Annotated in this window: 16 protein-coding genes; 13 read left to right on the top strand and 3 right to left on the bottom strand. The window is 68.5% G+C overall.

Annotated features, from left to right (window positions below; genetic code table 11):
* Positions 1-66: 66 nt before the first annotated feature.
* On the top strand, positions 67-1,023 hold the full coding sequence (locus BBJ41_RS09045; protein ID WP_069746224.1) for a 2-hydroxyacid dehydrogenase: 957 nt from the start codon (positions 67-69) through the stop codon (positions 1,021-1,023).
* Positions 1,024-1,033: 10 nt separating this feature from the next.
* Positions 1,034-2,092 carry an L-idonate 5-dehydrogenase gene (locus BBJ41_RS09040; protein ID WP_069746223.1) on the top strand — a complete coding sequence of 353 codons (1,059 nt, stop codon included), beginning with the start codon at positions 1,034-1,036 and terminating at the stop codon, positions 2,090-2,092.
* Between the two features lie 92 nt (positions 2,093-2,184).
* Here BBJ41_RS09040 and BBJ41_RS09035 read toward each other — a convergent pair whose 3' ends face one another.
* Positions 2,185-3,384, bottom strand: coding sequence for an MFS transporter (locus BBJ41_RS09035; RefSeq protein WP_069746222.1), 1,200 nt, complete (start codon positions 3,382-3,384; stop codon positions 2,185-2,187).
* A 311-nt stretch (positions 3,385-3,695) separates the two neighbouring features.
* On the opposite strand from BBJ41_RS09035, the gene cynR reads away from it, so the two are divergent.
* Positions 3,696-4,586, top strand: coding sequence for a transcriptional regulator CynR (gene cynR, locus BBJ41_RS09030; RefSeq protein WP_069746221.1), 891 nt, complete (start codon positions 3,696-3,698; stop codon positions 4,584-4,586).
* Positions 4,587-4,634: 48 nt separating this feature from the next.
* Here cynR and BBJ41_RS09025 read toward each other — a convergent pair whose 3' ends face one another.
* The gene (locus BBJ41_RS09025; RefSeq protein WP_083281832.1) at positions 4,635-5,357 is read right to left on the bottom strand and encodes a FadR/GntR family transcriptional regulator; all 723 of its coding nucleotides are present in this window, start codon (positions 5,355-5,357) and stop codon (positions 4,635-4,637) included.
* Positions 5,358-5,569: 212 nt separating this feature from the next.
* Here BBJ41_RS09025 and BBJ41_RS09020 point away from each other — a divergent pair, with 212 nt between their 5' ends.
* The 3 genes from BBJ41_RS09020 (at position 5,570) to BBJ41_RS09010 (ending at position 8,543) form a co-directional block, all read left to right on the top strand.
* Complete coding sequence (locus tag BBJ41_RS09020; protein ID WP_069747641.1) at positions 5,570-6,892, top strand: C4-dicarboxylate transporter DctA; 1,323 nt, start codon at positions 5,570-5,572, stop codon at positions 6,890-6,892.
* A 104-nt stretch (positions 6,893-6,996) separates the two neighbouring features.
* Positions 6,997-8,004: an allantoicase gene (alc, locus tag BBJ41_RS09015; RefSeq protein WP_069746219.1), complete on the top strand. Its 1,008-nt coding sequence runs from the start codon at positions 6,997-6,999 to the stop codon at positions 8,002-8,004.
* A 14-nt stretch (positions 8,005-8,018) separates the two neighbouring features.
* Positions 8,019-8,543 (top strand): ureidoglycolate lyase, encoded by a 525-nt coding sequence (locus BBJ41_RS09010; protein WP_069747640.1) that lies wholly within the window; start codon positions 8,019-8,021, stop codon positions 8,541-8,543.
* Between the two features lie 177 nt (positions 8,544-8,720).
* Here BBJ41_RS09010 and fur read toward each other — a convergent pair whose 3' ends face one another.
* Entirely contained in the window at positions 8,721-9,149 is a 429-nt protein-coding gene (gene fur / locus BBJ41_RS09005; protein WP_006400349.1) for a ferric iron uptake transcriptional regulator, read from the bottom strand.
* 142 nt (positions 9,150-9,291) lie between these two features.
* Here fur and BBJ41_RS09000 point away from each other — a divergent pair, with 142 nt between their 5' ends.
* The 7 genes from BBJ41_RS09000 (at position 9,292) to holA (ending at position 16,738) form a co-directional block, all read left to right on the top strand.
* Positions 9,292-10,113 (top strand): outer membrane protein assembly factor BamE, encoded by an 822-nt coding sequence (locus tag BBJ41_RS09000; protein WP_069746218.1) that lies wholly within the window; start codon positions 9,292-9,294, stop codon positions 10,111-10,113.
* A 63-nt stretch (positions 10,114-10,176) separates the two neighbouring features.
* Complete coding sequence (gene dapB, locus BBJ41_RS08995; protein WP_069746217.1) at positions 10,177-10,974, top strand: 4-hydroxy-tetrahydrodipicolinate reductase; 798 nt, start codon at positions 10,177-10,179, stop codon at positions 10,972-10,974.
* Positions 10,975-10,992: 18 nt separating this feature from the next.
* Complete coding sequence (locus BBJ41_RS08990) at positions 10,993-11,661, top strand: MotA/TolQ/ExbB proton channel family protein (protein WP_069746216.1); 669 nt, start codon at positions 10,993-10,995, stop codon at positions 11,659-11,661.
* A 24-nt stretch (positions 11,662-11,685) separates the two neighbouring features.
* Positions 11,686-12,147, top strand: a complete 462-nt coding sequence (locus BBJ41_RS08985; RefSeq protein ID WP_069746215.1) for an ExbD/TolR family protein — start codon at positions 11,686-11,688, stop codon at positions 12,145-12,147.
* A 293-nt stretch (positions 12,148-12,440) separates the two neighbouring features.
* Positions 12,441-15,035, top strand: a complete 2,595-nt coding sequence (gene leuS, locus BBJ41_RS08980) for a leucine--tRNA ligase (RefSeq protein WP_069746214.1) — start codon at positions 12,441-12,443, stop codon at positions 15,033-15,035.
* A 38-nt stretch (positions 15,036-15,073) separates the two neighbouring features.
* Positions 15,074-15,625, top strand: a complete 552-nt coding sequence (locus BBJ41_RS08975; RefSeq protein WP_069746213.1) for an LPS-assembly lipoprotein LptE — start codon at positions 15,074-15,076, stop codon at positions 15,623-15,625.
* Positions 15,626-15,643: 18 nt separating this feature from the next.
* Entirely contained in the window at positions 15,644-16,738 is a 1,095-nt protein-coding gene (gene holA, locus BBJ41_RS08970; RefSeq protein ID WP_069746212.1) for a DNA polymerase III subunit delta, read from the top strand.
* Positions 16,739-16,894: the final 156 nt, after the last annotated feature.

The following is a 16,894-nucleotide window of genomic DNA, read 5'->3' as shown; positions in this document are numbered from 1 at the left end:
CCGGGCGGCTGACACGGCCCGGCATCCGTTCGCATTCAAAACTTACCTCGACAGGAGCAAGCGCAGATGGCGCACGAATCGACCCAGCGGCCCGAACTGCTGATGACGGGCCCTTACCAGCCGTGGGACGACGCATGGCTGTCGTCCGGCTACGACGTACGCCGGCTGTGGGAGGCCGCCGACCGCGCGGCGTTCCTCGCCGAACAGGGCGCCGGCGTGCGCGCGATCGCGACGCGCGGCGATCTTGGCGCAAATGCCGAGCTGATCGCCGCGCTGCCGAAGCTCGAGATCATCGCGTGCTACGGCGTCGGCACCGATGCGATCGATCTCGCCGCGGCACGCGAGCGCGGCATCCGCGTGACGAACACGCCCGACGTGCTGACCGGCGACGTCGCCGATCTCGGCGTCGGGCTCGCGCTCGCGATGCTGCGCCGGATCGGCGCCGGCGACGCGTACGTGCGTTCCGGCGCGTGGCGCGACGGCGACATGCCGCTCGTCACGCGGCTCTACGGCAAGCGCGTCGGCGTCGTCGGCTTCGGCCGGATCGGCACGACGCTCGCGCGCCGGTTGTCGGGCTTCGACGTCGAGCTCGGCTACTTCGACGTCGCGCCGCGCGCAGACAGCCCGCACCGCTTCTTCGGCGACCTGGCCGAGCTGGCCGGCTGGTGCGACCTGCTGATCGTCACGCTCGCGGGCGGGCCGTCGACGCGCGGGCTCGTCGATGCGCGCGTGCTCGACGCGCTCGGGCCGAACGGCTATCTCGTGAACGTGTCGCGCGGCACGACCGTCGACGAGCCTGCGCTGCTCGACGCGCTCGAGCGCGGCGCGATCGCCGGGGCCGCGCTCGACGTGTTCTGGAACGAACCGCGCATCGACCCGCGTTTTCTCGCGTTGTCGAACGTGCTGCTGCAGCCGCATCATGCGAGCGGCACGATCGAGACGCGTCAGGCGATGGGCTGGCTGGTGCGCGACAACCTGGCCGCGCACTTCGCCGGCGAGCCGCTGCTCACGCCGGTCGTCTGAGGAGGGTGTCATGCGTATGCGCTGCATGTGTGTCGTGATTCACGGGCCGAACGACCTGCGGCTCGAAGAGCAGGACGCCGGCGAGATCGGCCCGGGCCAGGTGCGCGTCGATGTCGCGATGGGCGGCATCTGCGGCTCCGACCTGCATTACTTCCGGCACGGCGGTTTCGGCGCGATCCGGCTGCAGCAGCCGATGGTGCTCGGCCACGAGGTTGCCGGCACGGTCGCGGCGGTCGCGCCGGACGTGACGTCGGTGAAGGTCGGCGATCGCGTCGCGGTCAATCCGAGCCGGCCGTGCGGCGCGTGCCGCTACTGCCTCGAAGGTTTGCCGAACCAGTGCCTCGACATGCGCTTCTACGGCAGCGCGATGCGGATGCCGCACGTGCAGGGCGCGTTTCGTAACGCGCTCGTGTGCGACGCGGCGCAGTGCGTGAAAGTTGCCGATCATGTGCCGTTGTCGCTCGCGGCGCTCGCCGAGCCGTTCGCGGTCGGGTTGCATGCGGTGTCGCGCGCAGGCCCGCTGATCGGCAAGCGCGTGTTCGTGTCGGGCTGCGGGCCGATCGGCGTGCTGGCCGTTGCGGCTGCGCGCGTGCACGGCGCGGCGGAAGTCGTCGCGACCGACGTCGTCGATGCGCCGCTGGAAGTCGCCCGCGCGCTCGGCGCCGATCGCACGATCAATGCGGCCACCGATGCCGAATGGGTCGCGCGCTACGGCGCGGACAAAGGCACGTTCGACGTGATGATCGAGTGCTCGGGCAATGCGCGCGCGCTGCGCGACGGCCTCGACGTGATGCGTCCGCGCGGTGTCGTCGTGCAGCTCGGGCTCGGCGGCGACGTCAGCCTGCCGCAGAACGTCGTGGTCGCGAAGGAGTTGTCGATCTGCGGATCGTTCCGCTTCCATGCGGAATTCGCGCTCGCCGTGCAGCTGATCAACGCGGGACGCGTCGACCTGCAGCCGGCCGTGACGCGCGTGTTCCCGATGCGCGACGCGAACCTGGCGTTCGAGCTGGCAGGCGACCGGCAGCGCGCGATGAAGGTGCTGATCGATTTCGCAGACGAGGCCGCATGATCGCCCGGCGATAGCGCGCGATCGCGCAATGAAAAAAAGGCACGCCAGCGGTTCGCGCGGCGTGCCTTTTTTCGTGATGGTCCGCGAGCGGATTACTGCGTGACCTGCCGCACGCCGACGCGCTGCGACGCAAGCCACAGCGCGATCAGCACACCCGCGAGCGCCGCGCCCGCGATGCACACGCCGCGCCAGCCGTCGATGCCGTACGCGACGCTCGCCGCGAACGACCCGAGCGCGCCGCCGATGAAGTAGCTCGTCAGGTAGATCGTCGTCGCGCGGCTGCGCGCGTTGCCCGCGAGCGCGTAGATCACGCTCTGGTTCGAGATGTGCATGCCCTGCACGCCGACGTCGAGCAGCAGGATGCCCGCGATCAGCGCCGCGAGCGAATGCGCGCCGGTCGCGATCAGCGCGAACGACGCGAGCACGGCGGCCGCGAACAGCCCCGTCGCCGCATTGCCGTGCCCGCGATCGACGAGCCGGCCGGCCGACGTCGCCGCGAGTGCGCCCACCGCGCCGACGATCCCGAACAGGCCGATCTGCCCTTCGCTATAGCCGTACGGCGGCTGGCTCAGCAGGAACGTGAGGCCGGTCCACAGCAGGCTGAAGCACGCGAACACGAGCGCGCCGTACGTGGAGCGCAGCGCGATCAGCGGCTGCGCGCGTACCAGCGCGACGAGCGACTTCATCAGTGCCGCGTAGTCGAGCCGCGCATCGCGGCGGTCCTTCGGCAGCTTGATGGCGAGCACGATGGTCAGCGCGAGCACCATCACCGCGGCGATGCCGTACACCGCGCGCCAGCCGAACCCGTCGGCGATCGCGCCGGCTGCGACGCGGGCGAGCAGGATGCCGAGCAGCAGCCCGCTCATCACGGTGCCGACCGCGCGGCCGCGCGTGCGCGCGTCGGCGAGCGATGCCGCGAACGGCACGAGCAGCTGCGTCGAGCACGTGACGAAGCCGACCGCGACGTTCGCGACGACGAACATCGTGAAATTGGTGCTGAGCGTGACCGCGACCAGCGCGACGACGTTGAGCATCAGCAGCCGCACGATCAGCGTATGGCGGTTGACCGCGTCGCCGAGCGGAACGATCAGCAGCAGGCTCGCCGCATAACCGAGCTGCGTCAGCGTGACGAGATAACCGAGTTCGGTCGGCGCGCGCCCGAAGCTGCGCGCGATCGCGGCGAGCAGCGGCTGCGCGTAATAGATGTTGCCGATGACGATGCCGCACGCACAGGCGAACAGCAGCGTCATGCCGCGGGTCAGGGGAGGATGGTTGTCGTGATGCGGTTCCATGTTCGAAAGACGGCGATGCCGGCCGGCGGCACGGGGCCGTCGGCTGAGCGGGGTGACGGAAATCGGGGCCGGCGTCAACGCAGCGGTGCTGAACCGGTGCGGCGCGCCGGGCGGATCGCGGTCGCGCCCGGGTGGGGCGGGCGACGGATCGTCGCGCGGCGGGCGGGGGAAGGGCGGGCCCGGACGGGCCGCTCCGGCGCGGCCAGACGCGGTGGGCAGGAGCGGATGTGCGTATGATGCGGGAATCGAGCCATAGCGTCCAAGACTGGATCGTTATGGTATCCATTGGTAAAGCCAATACACGAGCCGCGATGCTTCTCCGCCACATTCGCTATTTCCTGGCCGTCGCCGAGCAGCGCAGTTTCACGCGTGCGGCCGACGTGCTGCACGTGTCGCAGCCGACGCTGTCGCAGCAGGTCCGCCAGCTCGAGGAAACGCTCGGCGTGCAGCTGTTCGACCGCTCGGGCCGCACGGTGCAGCTCACCGAATTCGGCGAGGTCTATGCGCGCCATGCGCGCGCGGCGCTGCACGAGCTCGACACGGGGCAGCGTGCGCTGCACGACGTCGCCGATCTCGGCAGCGGTTCGCTGCGACTCGCGATGATGCCGACCTTCGCGGCCTACCTGAGCGGTTCGCTGATCGACGCGTTCCATGCCGATTATCCGAACGTCGCGCTGACGATCGACGCGATGCCGCAGGAGCGCATCGAGGCGCTGCTCGCCGACGACCGGCTCGATGCGGGTTTCGCGTTCGTGCCGCCGCGCGCGCCGGACATCGACGCGCTGCCGCTGTGGGACGAACCGCTCGCGCTCGTGACGGGCCGCACGCATCGACTCGCGCGGCGCCGCCGCGCGCTGACGCCGGCCGAGCTTTGCGGCGAGCCGCTGGTGCTGCTGAGTCGCGCGTTCGCGACGCGCGAGAGCATCGACCGGTATTTCATCGAGCATGGCGCGCGGCCGTTGATCGCGATCGAGACGAATACGATCAGCGCGGTGCTGGAGCTCGTGCGACGCGGCCGGCTCGCGACGGTGCTGCCTGATGCGATCGCGCGCGGGAGCGGCGACCTGTGCGCGCTGGAGATCGATCCGCCGCTGCCGACGCGCACGGCCGCGCTGCTCACGCGCAAGGGCGCGTACCGCAGCGTCGCGGCGCGCGCGTTCATCGAGCGCGCGCTCGCGTATCGCGATCCGTCGGGAGGTTGACCGGTACGACCGGACGGCGGCTGCGGCGCTTGCCGCGCGCGCCGGAGGTTACGCGCGCGGCGTCGGGAAGAAGATGCCCGCGCGCTGCGCGGCGTTCGCGATGTGGGTTTCGATCGCGGTGCCCGCGGCTGCCGCGTCGCGGGCGATCAGCGCGTCGACGATCGCGCGGTGCTCGTGCCACGTCGACAGCAGCAGCTCGCGCCGGTAGAACGGCATGCGCTGGCTTTCCTTCATGATGTCCGCGCTGCTGCGCAGCACCGATTCGATCGCCGCATTGCCGGCGAGATGGATGATCCGCATGTGGAAGTCGAAGTCGAGCTGCGATGCTTCGTCGAGCGCGCTTTCGGTCAGCGCGACGTGCAGGTCGGCGAGGTTGTCCTCGAACCATGCGATGTCGTCGTCGGTGACGACGTGCGCGGCCATCCGCGCGGCGAACCCTTCGAGCGCATAGCGCATCTGGTACGTGTCGGGCGGCGACGACTGCTCGGCGAACCGCCACGCATGCGCGGCCGTCGCCTGCGCGCTTTCGACGTACACGCCCTTGCCCGCGCGGATGCGCAGCATCCCGAGCGCCTCGAGCGTCGACAGCGCTTCGCGCAGCGACGCACGGCTGATCTCCAGCTCCTCGGAGAGCTGGCGCTGGGCCGGCAGCAGGCTGCCGACCGGATACACGCCTGCCTCGATCCGGTCGCGGATCGTCGCGATGGCGGCGTCGGTCACGGTATGCGGAACGTTTTTCATGATGTGAACTTTGGCCGGTCTGACCGGCATTGTAATCCGCACGCAGGCGGTGCATGACCGCCCTACGGGAAAGCCACGATCTGCCCCTGTCCGGTGCGTCTCGAGCGGGTGGGGAGGGGCGGGAAATCCCTATTTCGTCCGTCCTTGACGCGACTATATCGGCTTCCTACTATCCACCATAACATCACTGGTCTTACCAGTATGAACAGACGAAACTGCAACCGTTGGATCGGGAGAGCGCCGTGTCGAAATTCCTCAATTCGCTGTTTGGCCGGGTAGTCGTCGCATTGATCCTGGGGATCGCGCTAGGCGCGTTCTTCCCGCATTTCGCCGAATCGTTAAGGCCGCTCGGCGACGGCTTCCTGAAGCTCATCAAGATGGTCATCGGCCCGATCGTGTTCTGCGTCGTGGTCAGCGGGATGGCCAATGCGGGCGACCTGAAGAAGGTCGGCCGGGTCGGCCTGAAGGCCGTCATCTACTTCGAGATCATGACGACGCTCGCGCTCGGCATCGGCCTCATCCTCGCGTGGCTCACGCGGCCGGGCGTCGGGATGAACATCGACCTGCGCTCGCTCGACGCGTCGTCGCTCGCGTCATACGCGAAGAACGCCGAAAGCCTGAAGGACACGGCCGGCTACCTGATGAAGATCATCCCCGAGACCGCGATCGACGCGTTCGCGAAGGGCGACATCCTGCAGATCCTCGTGTTCGCGGTGCTGTTCGGCTCCGCGCTGTCGCTGCTCGGCGACAAGGCGCAGCGCGTCAACTCGCTGATCGAGGAACTGTCGCACGTGTTCTTCCGTATCATCGGCTTCATCATCAAGCTCGCGCCGCTCGGCGTGCTCGGCGCGATCGCGTTCACGACCGGCAAGTACGGCGTCGCGTCGCTCAAGCAGCTCGGTTATCTCGTTGCCGTGTTCTACCTGAGCTGCTTCGTGTTCGTCGCGGTCGTGCTCGGCACGGTGATGCGGCTCGCGGGCTTCTCGGTGTTCAAGCTGATCCGCTACCTGCGCGAGGAACTGTCGATCGTGCTCGGTACGGCGTCGTCGGACGCGGTGCTGCCGCAGGTGATGCGCAAGCTCGAATACATGGGCGTCAAGGATTCGACGGTCGGCCTCGTGATCCCGACCGGCTACTCGTTCAACCTCGACGGCTTCTCGATCTACCTGACGCTCGCCGTGCTGTTCATCGCGCAGGCCACCAACACGCCGCTGTCGACGCATGACCTGATCGTCGTGCTGCTCGTGTCGCTCGTCACGTCGAAGGGCGCGCACGGGATTCCCGGCTCGGCGATCGTGATTCTCGCGGCGACGCTGTCGGCGATTCCCGCGATTCCGGGGCTCGGCCTTGTGCTGATCCTGCCGGTCGACTGGTTCGTCGGGATCGCCCGCGCGGTGACCAACCTGATCGGCAACTGCGTCGCGACGGTCGTGGTCGCGGTGTGGGAGAACGACATCGACCGCGCCCGCGCGACGCGCGTGCTGAATCGCGAGTTGCGCTACGTGCCGGCCGAAGAGGAAGGCAACCCGGCGCCGGTCGCGGGCGACCAGGCCCACGCGCTCTGAGCGCGCCGCCGCGCGGGGCGGCTTTCCCCTGGTTGTCCCGCGCGATCGAAGACATGCGGCCGGCGCCTCGATGCACCGGCGCTTTTCAAATTTATGGAGACGACATGGCAGCCCCCATCCTCGATCCGAACGCGCCGGCGTTTACGCGGCGTTACATGAACCTCGCCGACCCGCGCCTCGGTGCGCAGGCATTGTTCGCGAGCGACGAATTCTTCGCGCCGAAAGAGCGCATGCTGAACCCCGAGCCGGCCGTGTTCATTCCCGGCAAGTACGACGACCACGGCAAGTGGATGGACGGCTGGGAAACGCGCCGCAAGCGTACGACCGGCCACGACTTCTGCGTGGTGCGGCTCGCGCGGCCGGGCGTGATCCACGGTGTCGACCTCGATACGAGCCACTTCACCGGCAACTTCCCGCCGGCCGCGTCGATCGACGCGTGCGTCGCCGACGGCGATACGCCGCCGGACACAGCCGAATGGCGAACGATCGTCCCCGCGACGACGCTGCAGGGCAATTCGCATCACTACGTGAGCGTCGACGATACGCAGCCGTATACACACCTGCGCGTGAACCTGTATCCGGACGGCGGCCTCGCGCGGCTGCGCGTGTACGGCCAGCCGCAACGCGACTGGCGCCAGGTGCCGGCCGGCGAACTCGTCGACCTCGCGGCGATCGAGAACGGCGGTTATCTGGTGGCCGCGAACAACCAGCACTTCGGCCCGGCGTCGCAGATGCTGATGCCGGGGCGCGGCGTGAACATGGGCGACGGCTGGGAAACGCGGCGCCGCCGCGAGCCCGGCAACGACTGGGCGATCGTCGCGCTGGCGCGGCCGGGCATCATCAGGCGCGTCGAGGTCGATACGGCGTTCTTCAAGGGCAACTTCCCCGATCGCTGCTCGCTGCAGGCCGCGCGGGTGGCGGGCGGCACCGACGATTCGCTCGTCACGCAGGCGATGTTCTGGGCCGAACTGCTCGGCGAGCAGAAGCTGACGATGGACCACGTGCACACGTTCGACCAGCTCGCGGCGCTCGGCCCCGTCACGCATGTGCGTTTCAACATCTTCCCGGACGGCGGCGTGTCGCGCCTGCGTCTGTGGGGCGAGCCGGCTTGAAGGAGGGCATGAGCATGAGCGAACCGCACATCCTGCGCGTCGAGCGCCTGACCCGCGAAGCGTTCGCGCCGTTCGGCGACGTGATCGCGCTCGAAGGCGCACGGCATTTCCCGATCAACGGCGGCACGACCGAGCGCTTCCACGACCTCGCGACGGTCGACGTCTGCGCGGACGGCGGCCGGCCGCTCGTCAGCGTGTTTCGTGCGCAGCCGCGCGCGCTACCGGTCGCGATCACGCTGATGGAACGCCATCCGCACGGCAGCCAGGCGTTCATCCCGCTCGCGGCCGTGTCGCGTTACGCGGTCGTCGTCGCGCCGGCCGGCGAGTTCCGGCCCGATGCGATGCGCGCGTTCCTGGCCGAAGGCTGGCAGGGCGTGAACTATGCGAAAGGTGTCTGGCATCACCCGCTGCTCGCGCTCGACGCGGTCAGCGATTTCGTGATCGTCGATCGCGGCGGCCCGCAGCCGAATTGCGACGAGATCCCGCTCGGCAGCGCGTGGGCGCTCGAGTTCGAGCCGGTTCGCGCAAGCGCGGCCTGACGCGACGCGTAGCGCGTGCCGCGTGCCGTGTTTCGGCCGTAGGCCGCGGGAGAAGGCCGAAGGGTTTTCGTAAGCGTTCCGAACCGGCCCGCGCGACGCGCGGCGCTATCCCGAAAAGAAGACGGCCCGGGCGGCGAGATGCCGGCCGGGCCGTGCTTCGTGCGCGGGTGGCGCGATTCAGTGCTTGCGGTGCGGGCAGTTTTCAGTCGTGCAGGAGCCGTACATCGCGAGCGAGTGTTCCTGGAGGCGGAAGCCGCGCTCTTTCGCGATCGCCTGCTGGCGGCTTTCGATCTCGGCGTCGAAGAATTCCTCGACGCGGCCGCAATCGAGGCACACGAGGTGGTCGTGGTGCGAACCTTCGTTCAGTTCGAACACCGCCTTGCCGGATTCGAAGTTGCTGCGCGAGAGCAGGCCGGCCTGCTCGAACTGCGTGAGCACGCGGTAGACGGTGGCGAGCCCGATGTCGAGCTGCTCGTTGAGCAGATTGCGGTAGACGTCTTCTGCCGTCAGGTGGCGCACGGGGCTCTGCTGGAAGATCTCGAGAATCTTGAGGCGCGGTAGGGTGGCCTTTAGCCCGATATTCTTGAGATCCGTCGGATTGGTCATGGCTAGGCATCCCTAGAGTACAATGCAGGGCTTCAATGTTACCGGCTTTTCGCCGTTCCAGATACACGCGCGGCCCGCGATGCGGGCCAGCACGGTGAAGGAAATGATCCCAGAATCGCTTTCGCACTTTCAGAGGAGTCGCATGCGGAGTGCCATCATCGCTGCCGCCGCCGTTGCCGCGCTGGCGGGTTGTTCGTCATACGACAGCGTGACGCAGCGCATCGCGCAGAGCATCACGCCCTATCGGATCACCGTCGTGCAAGGCAACTTCGTGTCGCAGGAGAAAGCCGCGCAACTGCAGGTCGGCATGACGCGCGAGCAGGTGCGCGCGCTGCTCGGCACGCCGCTGCTGGCGGACATGTTCCACGCCGACCGCTGGGATTACCTCTTCTACTTCAAGCGCGGCTCGACGGCGATCGTCCAGCAGCGCGACCTCGTCGTGACGTTCTCGGGCGATCGCCTCGCGGGCTGGAGCGGCGCCGACAATCTGCCGTCCGAACTCGACCTGCTGGCCGACATCGACGGCGATCGCGGCGGCAAGAAGGCGAAGGCGGCCGCGGCGGCGAAGAAGGCGTCGGAAGCCGCTGCGGCGAGCGCCGCGCAGGCGCAGGCGGCGGCGAGTACGCCGGTGCCGGATGTCGTCGCCAGCCCGTCCGTCGCGCCGGCCTCCGGCGCAGCGGTCGACCAGGATGCGAACGCGCAGGCTGCCCGCGCGGCGAACCGCGCGACCAACCAGGTGTCGGGGCAGGGTTCGGCCGGACGTCGTTTCACGCCGTCCGCGCAGGCTTCGGGCGGCGCGCCGGTACCGGGCGGCCAGCCGCCGGGCGCCGCGCCGGCGATCCAGCCGCAGTTCCAGTTCCATCGTCCGCCGCAACCGAACGTGTCGAATGAGGCGTCGCCGCCGGTCGGCCCGCAAGGCTCCGACAACCTGCAGAACCAGCCGCTCACCGCGCCGGCGCAGTAAGCCCGGCTTGCGGAACCAGGGCGGCATGCGCCGCCCGCCTTTAGACCTGTCGTGTAGAAAGCCATGAAGATTGCGATTGCCGGTGCATCGGGCCGAATGGGCCGGATGCTGATCGAAGCCGTTCTCAACGATCCCGACGCCCAGCTCGTCGGCGCGCTCGACCGCGCCGGTTCGCCGTTCCTCGGCCAGGACGCGGGCGCGTTCCTCGGCAAGGAAACCGGGATCAAGCTGACCGACGACCTCGACGCCGTGTTCGCGCAGGCCGACTACCTGATCGATTTCACGCGGCCGGAAGGCACGATCGCGCACATCGAGGCCGCGCTGCGCCACGACGTGAAGCTCGTGATCGGCACGACCGGCTTCACCGCCGAGCAGAAGGCCGAACTGCAGGCCGCCGCGGGCAAGATCGGCATCGTGTTCGCGGCGAACATGAGCGTCGGCGTGAACGTCACGCTGAAGCTGCTGGAATTCGCGGCGAAGCATTTCTCGCACGGCTACGACATCGAGATCATCGAGGCGCATCACCGTCACAAGGTCGATGCGCCGTCGGGCACCGCGCTGATGATGGGTGAAGCCGTCGCCGGCGCGCTCGGCCGCTCGCTCGACGAGTGCGCGGTGTACGGCCGCCACGGCGTGACGGGCGAGCGCGATCCGTCGACGATCGGCTTTGCCGCGGTGCGCGGTGGCGACATCGTCGGCGATCACACCGTGCTGTTCGCCGGGATCGGCGAGCGCATCGAGATCACGCACAAGTCGTCGAGCCGCGTGTCGTACGCGCAAGGCGCGCTGCGCGCGGTCCATTTCCTGTCGGCGCGTGGCGCCGGCCTGTTCGACATGCAGGACGTGCTCGGCCTGCGCTGACACAACGGGGAAACTCCGATGGCGATACCCACCGGCGTTGTCCACTACCTCGAAAGCGGCGATGCGATCACGCACGCCGTCGCCTATGTGCTGCTGGCGATGTCCGTCGCCAGCTGGTGCTTCCTCTTCATGAAAGCCTGGCTGCTGATCCGCGCAAAGCGGCAGGGGCCGCGCGCGCTCGCCGCGTTCTGGCGCGCGCCGTCGCTCGACGCGGGTATCGCCGCGCTCGCCGGCGCCGATCGCGAGCGCGTGTTCGTGCCGCTTGCCGAAGCTGCGCGCGACGCGGCCGACGATCACGATCCGGCTGCGCTGGCCGCGCGCGTCGAGCGCAGCGAGCGCGTGCTGCGCGCGTTGCGCCACGCGATGCTGCGCTCGCAACGGCGCCTGGAGTTTGGCCAGGTGCTGCTCGCGTCGATCGGCAGCACCGCGCCGTTCGTCGGGCTGCTCGGCACCGTGTGGGGCATCTACCACGCGCTCGGCAGCATCGCCGCGAGCGGGCAGGCGCAGATCGAGAACGTCGCGGGGCCGGTCGGCGAGGCGCTGATCATGACCGCGTTCGGGCTCGTCGTCGCGATTCCGGCGGTGCTTGCGTACAACATCCTCGGGCGGCTCGTGCGGCAGCTCGCCGAGGAACTCGACGGCTTCGCGCGCGACCTGCACGTGTTCGTGTGCGCGCAGGAAGCCTGACGCGCCCATCCCGGAGGAGCAACCATGGCATTCGGCGGGCTCGAGCACCACAAGACGTCCGCGCCGATGGCGGAGATCAACATGACGCCGCTGATCGACGTGATGCTCGTGCTGCTCGTCATCTTCATCATTACCGCGCCGCTGATGACGCACGCGATCCGGCTCGATCTGCCGAAGGTCGCGGCCAGCGTCGCGCGCGATACGCCGCAATCCGTGACGTTGTCGATCGACGACGCGGGCAAGCTGTACTGGGACGACGCGCCGGTCGCGCTCGACGCGCTGCCCGCGCGCTTCCGGGCCGCCGCCGCGGGCGGCGCGCCGCCCGAGCTGCGGCTGCGCGCATCCCGCGCGACGCGCTACGACGTGATCGCGCAGGTGATGGGCGCCGCGCAGGCCGCGGGCCTCACGCGGATCGGCTTCGTGACCGACGTGCCGCCGCAGGCGGGCGGTTCCGTCGCGCCGTCTGCCGTACCGGCGAACCGCTGAGCGGATTGCCTGGCCGGCCCGCGCCTGCCGCGGGATCGGCCGTACGCCGCAAGACCGGCCGAATGGGCCGGCGCGGGCGGTATAATCAACGTTTTTCCCGGTTGGCAGCCTTTTTCAGGTAACCCGGAATTTTCCAGGCTACCCGGGCATGCTTCGGGTTACCCGGAAAATATCCGGAAACCGTGAACAGGTCCGGCAACAGCGAACCTGCATGTCCGCCGGGCAAGCACGATTTTCGATCCACTCCTGCGCGCGAGCCGTCGCGTCGCTTAAAGCCTAGTCCGAACCACACCATGCACGAGAGATACGTACCCGCCGACGTCGAAGCCGCCGCCCAGGGCGACTGGCGCGCAGCCGATGCCTACAAGACGAAGGAAGATTCGCAGAAGCCGAAGTTCTACTGCGTGTCGATGCTGCCGTACCCGTCCGGCAAGCTGCACATGGGTCACGTGCGCAACTACACGATCAACGACGTGATGTACCGCTATCTGCGGATGAACGGCTACAACACGCTGATGCCGATGGGCTGGGACGCGTTCGGGATGCCGGCCGAGAACGCCGCGATGGCGAACGGAGTGCCGCCCGCGAAGTGGACCTACGACAACATCGACTACATGAAGGGCCAGATGCAGTCGATGGGCCTCGCGATCGACTGGTCGCGCGAAATCGCGACGTGCAAGCCCGACTACTACAAGTGGAACCAGTGGCTGTTCCTGAAGATGCTCGAGAAGGGCATCGCGTACAAGAAGACGGGCACCGTGAACTGGGACCCGGTCGACCAGACCGTGCTCGCGAACGAGCAGGTGAACGACGGCCGCGGCTGGCGGTCGGGCGCGCTCGTCGAGAAGCGCGAGATCCCGATGTACTACCTGCGGATCACGCAGTACGCCGATGAGCTGCTGAACGACCTCGAAGGCCTCGGCTGGCCCGAGCGCGTGAAGATCATGCAGCAGAACTGGATCGGCAAGAGCTTCGGCGTGAACTTCGGCTTCCCGTACGAACTCGACGGCGAGAAGAAGCTGCTGCGCGTGTTTACGACGCGCGCCGACACGATCATGGGCGTCACGTTCTGCGCGATCGCGGCCGAGCATCCGCTCGCCACGCGCCTCGCGCAGGACAAGCCCGAGCTGCTGGCGTTCATCGACGAATGCAAGCGCGGCGGTGTCGCCGAGGCCGACGTCGCGACGATGGAGAAGAAGGGCGTCGCGACGGGCTTCTCGGTCGCGCACCCGCTGACCGGCGAACCCGTCGAGGTGTGGATCGGCAATTACGTGCTGATGAGCTATGGCGAAGGTGCGGTGATGGGCGTGCCGGGCCACGACGAGCGCGATTTCGCGTTCGCGAAGAAGTACGACCTGCCCATCAAGCAAGTGATCGCGGCCGAAGGCCAGGCGTACTCGCTCGATGCCTGGCAGGAGTGGTACGGCGACAAGGAAACCGCCGTCTGCGTGAGCAGCGGCAAGTACGACGGCCTGCGCTATGCGGACGCTATCGACGCGGTCGCCGCCGACCTGAACGCCGGCGGCTTCGGCGACAAGCAGGTCACGTGGCGCCTGCGCGACTGGGGCGTGTCGCGCCAGCGCTACTGGGGCACGCCGATCCCGATCATCCACTGCCCGTCGTGCGGCGACGTGCCGGTGCCGGAGAAGGATCTGCCCGTCGTGCTGCCGGAAGACCTCGTGCCGGACGGCTCGGGCAACCCGCTCGCGAAGTCGGAAGCGTTCCTGAACTGCGCATGCCCGAAGTGCGGCGCGGCCGCGAAGCGCGAAACCGACACGATGGATACCTTCGTCGATTCGTCGTGGTACTTCTCGCGCTACACGGCGCCGGACGCCGACACGATGGTCGACGCGCGCACCGACTACTGGATGCCGATGGATCAATACATCGGCGGCATCGAGCACGCGATCCTGCACCTGCTGTATTCGCGTTTCTGGACCAAGGTGATGCGCGACCTCGGTCTCGTGAAGTTCGGCGAGCCGGCGAAGAACCTGCTCACGCAGGGGATGGTGCTGAACGAGACGTTCTACCGCGAAGACGCATCGGGCAAGAAGACCTGGTACAACCCGGCCGACGTGACCGTCACGTTCGACGACAAGGGGCGCCCGGTCGGTGCGACGCTGAACGCCGACGGCCAGCCGGTCGTGCTCGGCGGCATCGAGAAGATGTCGAAGTCGAAGAACAACGGTGTCGATCCGCAGGTGCTGATCGACCTGTACGGCGCGGATACCGCGCGCCTGTTCACGATGTTCGCCGCGCCGCCCGAGCAGCAGCTCGAGTGGTCGGGTGCGGGCGTCGAGGGCGCGAGCCGCTTCCTGCGCCGCGTGTGGAGCTTTGGCTACGCGAACCGCGAAGCGCTTGTCGCGCGCGCGGGCTTCGACGCGGCTGCGCTCGGCGAAGCCGACAAGGCGCTGCGCCGCGAGATCTACAGCGTGCTGAAGCAGGCCGATTTCGATTACCAGCGCCTGCAGTACAACACGGTCGTGTCGGCCGCGATGAAGATGCTGAATGCGATCGACGGTGCGAAGGGCGCGACGCCCGGCGTGCTGCGCGAAGCGTACGGCGTGCTGCTGCGCGTGCTGTACCCGGTCGTGCCGCACGTCACGTTCGAGTTGTGGAAGGCGCTCGGCTACGCCGACGAATTCGGCCCGCTGCTCGATGCGCCGTGGCCGAAGGTCGACGAGGCCGCGCTCGAGCAGGCCGAGATCGAACTCGTGCTGCAGGTGAACGGCAAGGTGCGCGGCGCGCTGAAGGTCGCGAAGGACGCGAGCCGCGAGGCGATCGAAGCCGCGGCGGTGGCCGACGACGCATTCGCGAAGTTCAGCGACGGCAAGCCGGCGAAGAAGATCGTCGTCGTGCCGGGCCGTCTCGTGAACATCGTCGTCTGACGGCCGTTGGCCGTCGGACGTACACAGAAGGAGCGAAGGTGATCCGCAGATCGTTTTTGATGCTCGTCGGCAGCGCACTCGCGCTGTCGGCATGCGGCTTCCAGTTGCGCGGCCAGCAGGACTACGCGTTCAAGCACCTGCTGGTGGCCGGCGCGCCGGCGCCCGTCGAGGCGCGGCTCACGCGCCTCGTCGAGGCCGGCAGCGACACGAAGATCGTCAAGTCGGCGGATGACGCCGACGCCGTGCTGCGCATGTGGGAGTCGCGTGGCCAGAACACGCTGACGCTCAACAAGTACGGCTCGGCGCAGGAATACGCGCTGTTCTACACGCTGAACTACGTGCTGACGAGCAAGGACGGCACCGTGCTGATTCCGCCGAGCGTGATCGCGCTGAACCGCGCGATGACGTACAGCGATCAGTACACGAACGCGAAGGCGCAGGAAGCCGACATCCTGTACGGCGACATGCAGAACGATGCCGTCGACCAGTTGATGCGGCGTCTCGCGATCGTCCACTCGCTGACGCCGGCGCCGGAAGACGTCGTGCCGGGCGTCGCGCCGCGCGCGCCGCTGCCGCCGCCGCCGCTCTGATCGACGGCGCACGCACCGATGCAATTGCGACTTGATGCGCTGGAGCCGCACCTCGCGAAGGGGTTGGCCGGGCTCTATACCGTCTACGGCGACGAGCCGCTGCTCGCGCAGGAAGCGTGCGACCGCATTCGTGCGGCCGCGCGCGCAGCCGGCTTCACCGATCGTTCGGTGCATACGGTCGAGCGCGGCTTCGACTGGAGCGTGCTGCTCGGCGCGACCCAGGCGATGTCGCTGTTCGGCGAGCGCCAGCTGATCGAGCTGCGCATTCCGTCGGGCAAGCCCGGCAAGGAAGGCGCCGATGCGCTGAAGACGCTCGCGGCCACGCCGAATCCCGATGCGCTGATGCTCGTCACGCTGCCGCGTCTCGATGCGGCCACGCAGAAATCCGCGTGGTTTACCGCGCTGCAGAACGGCGGCGTCGCGCTGAAGATCGATCCGGTCGACCGCGCGCAACTGCCGAACTGGATCGGCCAGCGTCTCGCGATGCAGGGCCAGCGCGCCGCGCCCGGCGAGGACGGGCGTCGCGCGCTGCAGTTCATCGCGGAGCGCGTCGAGGGCAACCTGCTCGCCGCGCACCAGGAAATCCAGAAGCTCGGGCTGCTGTATCCGCAGGGCGCGCTGTCGTTCGAGCAGGTGCACGACGCCGTGCTGAACGTCGCGCGCTACGACGTCTTCAAGCTGAACGAGGCGATGCTCGCCGGCGACGCCGCGCGGCTCGCGCGGATGATCGACGGGCTGAAGGGCGAGGGCGAGGCGATCGTGCTCGTGATGTGGGCCGTCGTCGAAGAGTTGCGCACGTTGCTGCGGATCAAGCGCGGCACGACGGCCGGCAAGCCGCTGGCGACGCTGCTGCGCGAGAACCGCGTATGGGGGCCGCGCGAGCGGCTGATCGGCCCCGCGCTGAACCGCGTGTCGGAAGCCGTGCTCGAGAAGGCGCTCGCGTTCGCCGCGAAGCTCGACCGGCAGGTCAAGGGGCTCACGGCCGTCATGCCGGGCCGCCGTACGCAGGACGAACCGCCGCCCGATCCGTGGGACGGGCTGTTCCAGCTCGCGATGACGGTGGCGGGTGCGCGCGGCGAGCGACCGCCGACCGCGGGTCGCGTGCGGCGTTAAGTCCCTCCGGGCCTTCAGCGCGCGCTGCGCAACCCGCTTACAATGCTTCGATAGCCGGGCGCCGTTCCGGCCGCCGCGCCGCGGATGGCCACTCCGCACGGATGGCCGCCCCGAGTTTCCCCACGAATTCATGCCGCCGAGCGCGGTTCGCTTCTC

Source organism: Burkholderia stabilis, from assembly GCF_001742165.1.
GTDB classification, from domain to species: Bacteria; Pseudomonadota; Gammaproteobacteria; order Burkholderiales; family Burkholderiaceae; genus Burkholderia; species Burkholderia stabilis.
This window is presented reverse-complemented; position numbering and strand designations above follow the sequence as displayed.

Coding starts and splice junctions, on each gene's coding strand:
- fur (WP_006400349.1), bottom strand. CDS start 9,149: ATGACCAATCCGACGGATCTCAAGAATATCGGGCTAAAGGCCACCCTA.
- BBJ41_RS08990 (WP_069746216.1), top strand. CDS start 10,993: ATGGCGATACCCACCGGCGTTGTCCACTACCTCGAAAGCGGCGATGCG.
- BBJ41_RS09010 (WP_069747640.1), top strand. CDS start 8,019: ATGAGCGAACCGCACATCCTGCGCGTCGAGCGCCTGACCCGCGAAGCG.
- alc (WP_069746219.1), top strand. CDS start 6,997: ATGGCAGCCCCCATCCTCGATCCGAACGCGCCGGCGTTTACGCGGCGT.
- dapB (WP_069746217.1), top strand. CDS start 10,177: ATGAAGATTGCGATTGCCGGTGCATCGGGCCGAATGGGCCGGATGCTG.
- BBJ41_RS09025 (WP_083281832.1), bottom strand. CDS start 5,357: ATGCCGGTCAGACCGGCCAAAGTTCACATCATGAAAAACGTTCCGCAT.
- cynR (WP_069746221.1), top strand. CDS start 3,696: ATGCTTCTCCGCCACATTCGCTATTTCCTGGCCGTCGCCGAGCAGCGC.
- BBJ41_RS09000 (WP_069746218.1), top strand. CDS start 9,292: ATGCGGAGTGCCATCATCGCTGCCGCCGCCGTTGCCGCGCTGGCGGGT.
- BBJ41_RS09035 (WP_069746222.1), bottom strand. CDS start 3,384: ATGGAACCGCATCACGACAACCATCCTCCCCTGACCCGCGGCATGACG.
- leuS (WP_069746214.1), top strand. CDS start 12,441: ATGCACGAGAGATACGTACCCGCCGACGTCGAAGCCGCCGCCCAGGGC.
- BBJ41_RS08985 (WP_069746215.1), top strand. CDS start 11,686: ATGGCATTCGGCGGGCTCGAGCACCACAAGACGTCCGCGCCGATGGCG.
- BBJ41_RS09040 (WP_069746223.1), top strand. CDS start 1,034: ATGCGTATGCGCTGCATGTGTGTCGTGATTCACGGGCCGAACGACCTG.
- holA (WP_069746212.1), top strand. CDS start 15,644: ATGCAATTGCGACTTGATGCGCTGGAGCCGCACCTCGCGAAGGGGTTG.
- BBJ41_RS09045 (WP_069746224.1), top strand. CDS start 67: ATGGCGCACGAATCGACCCAGCGGCCCGAACTGCTGATGACGGGCCCT.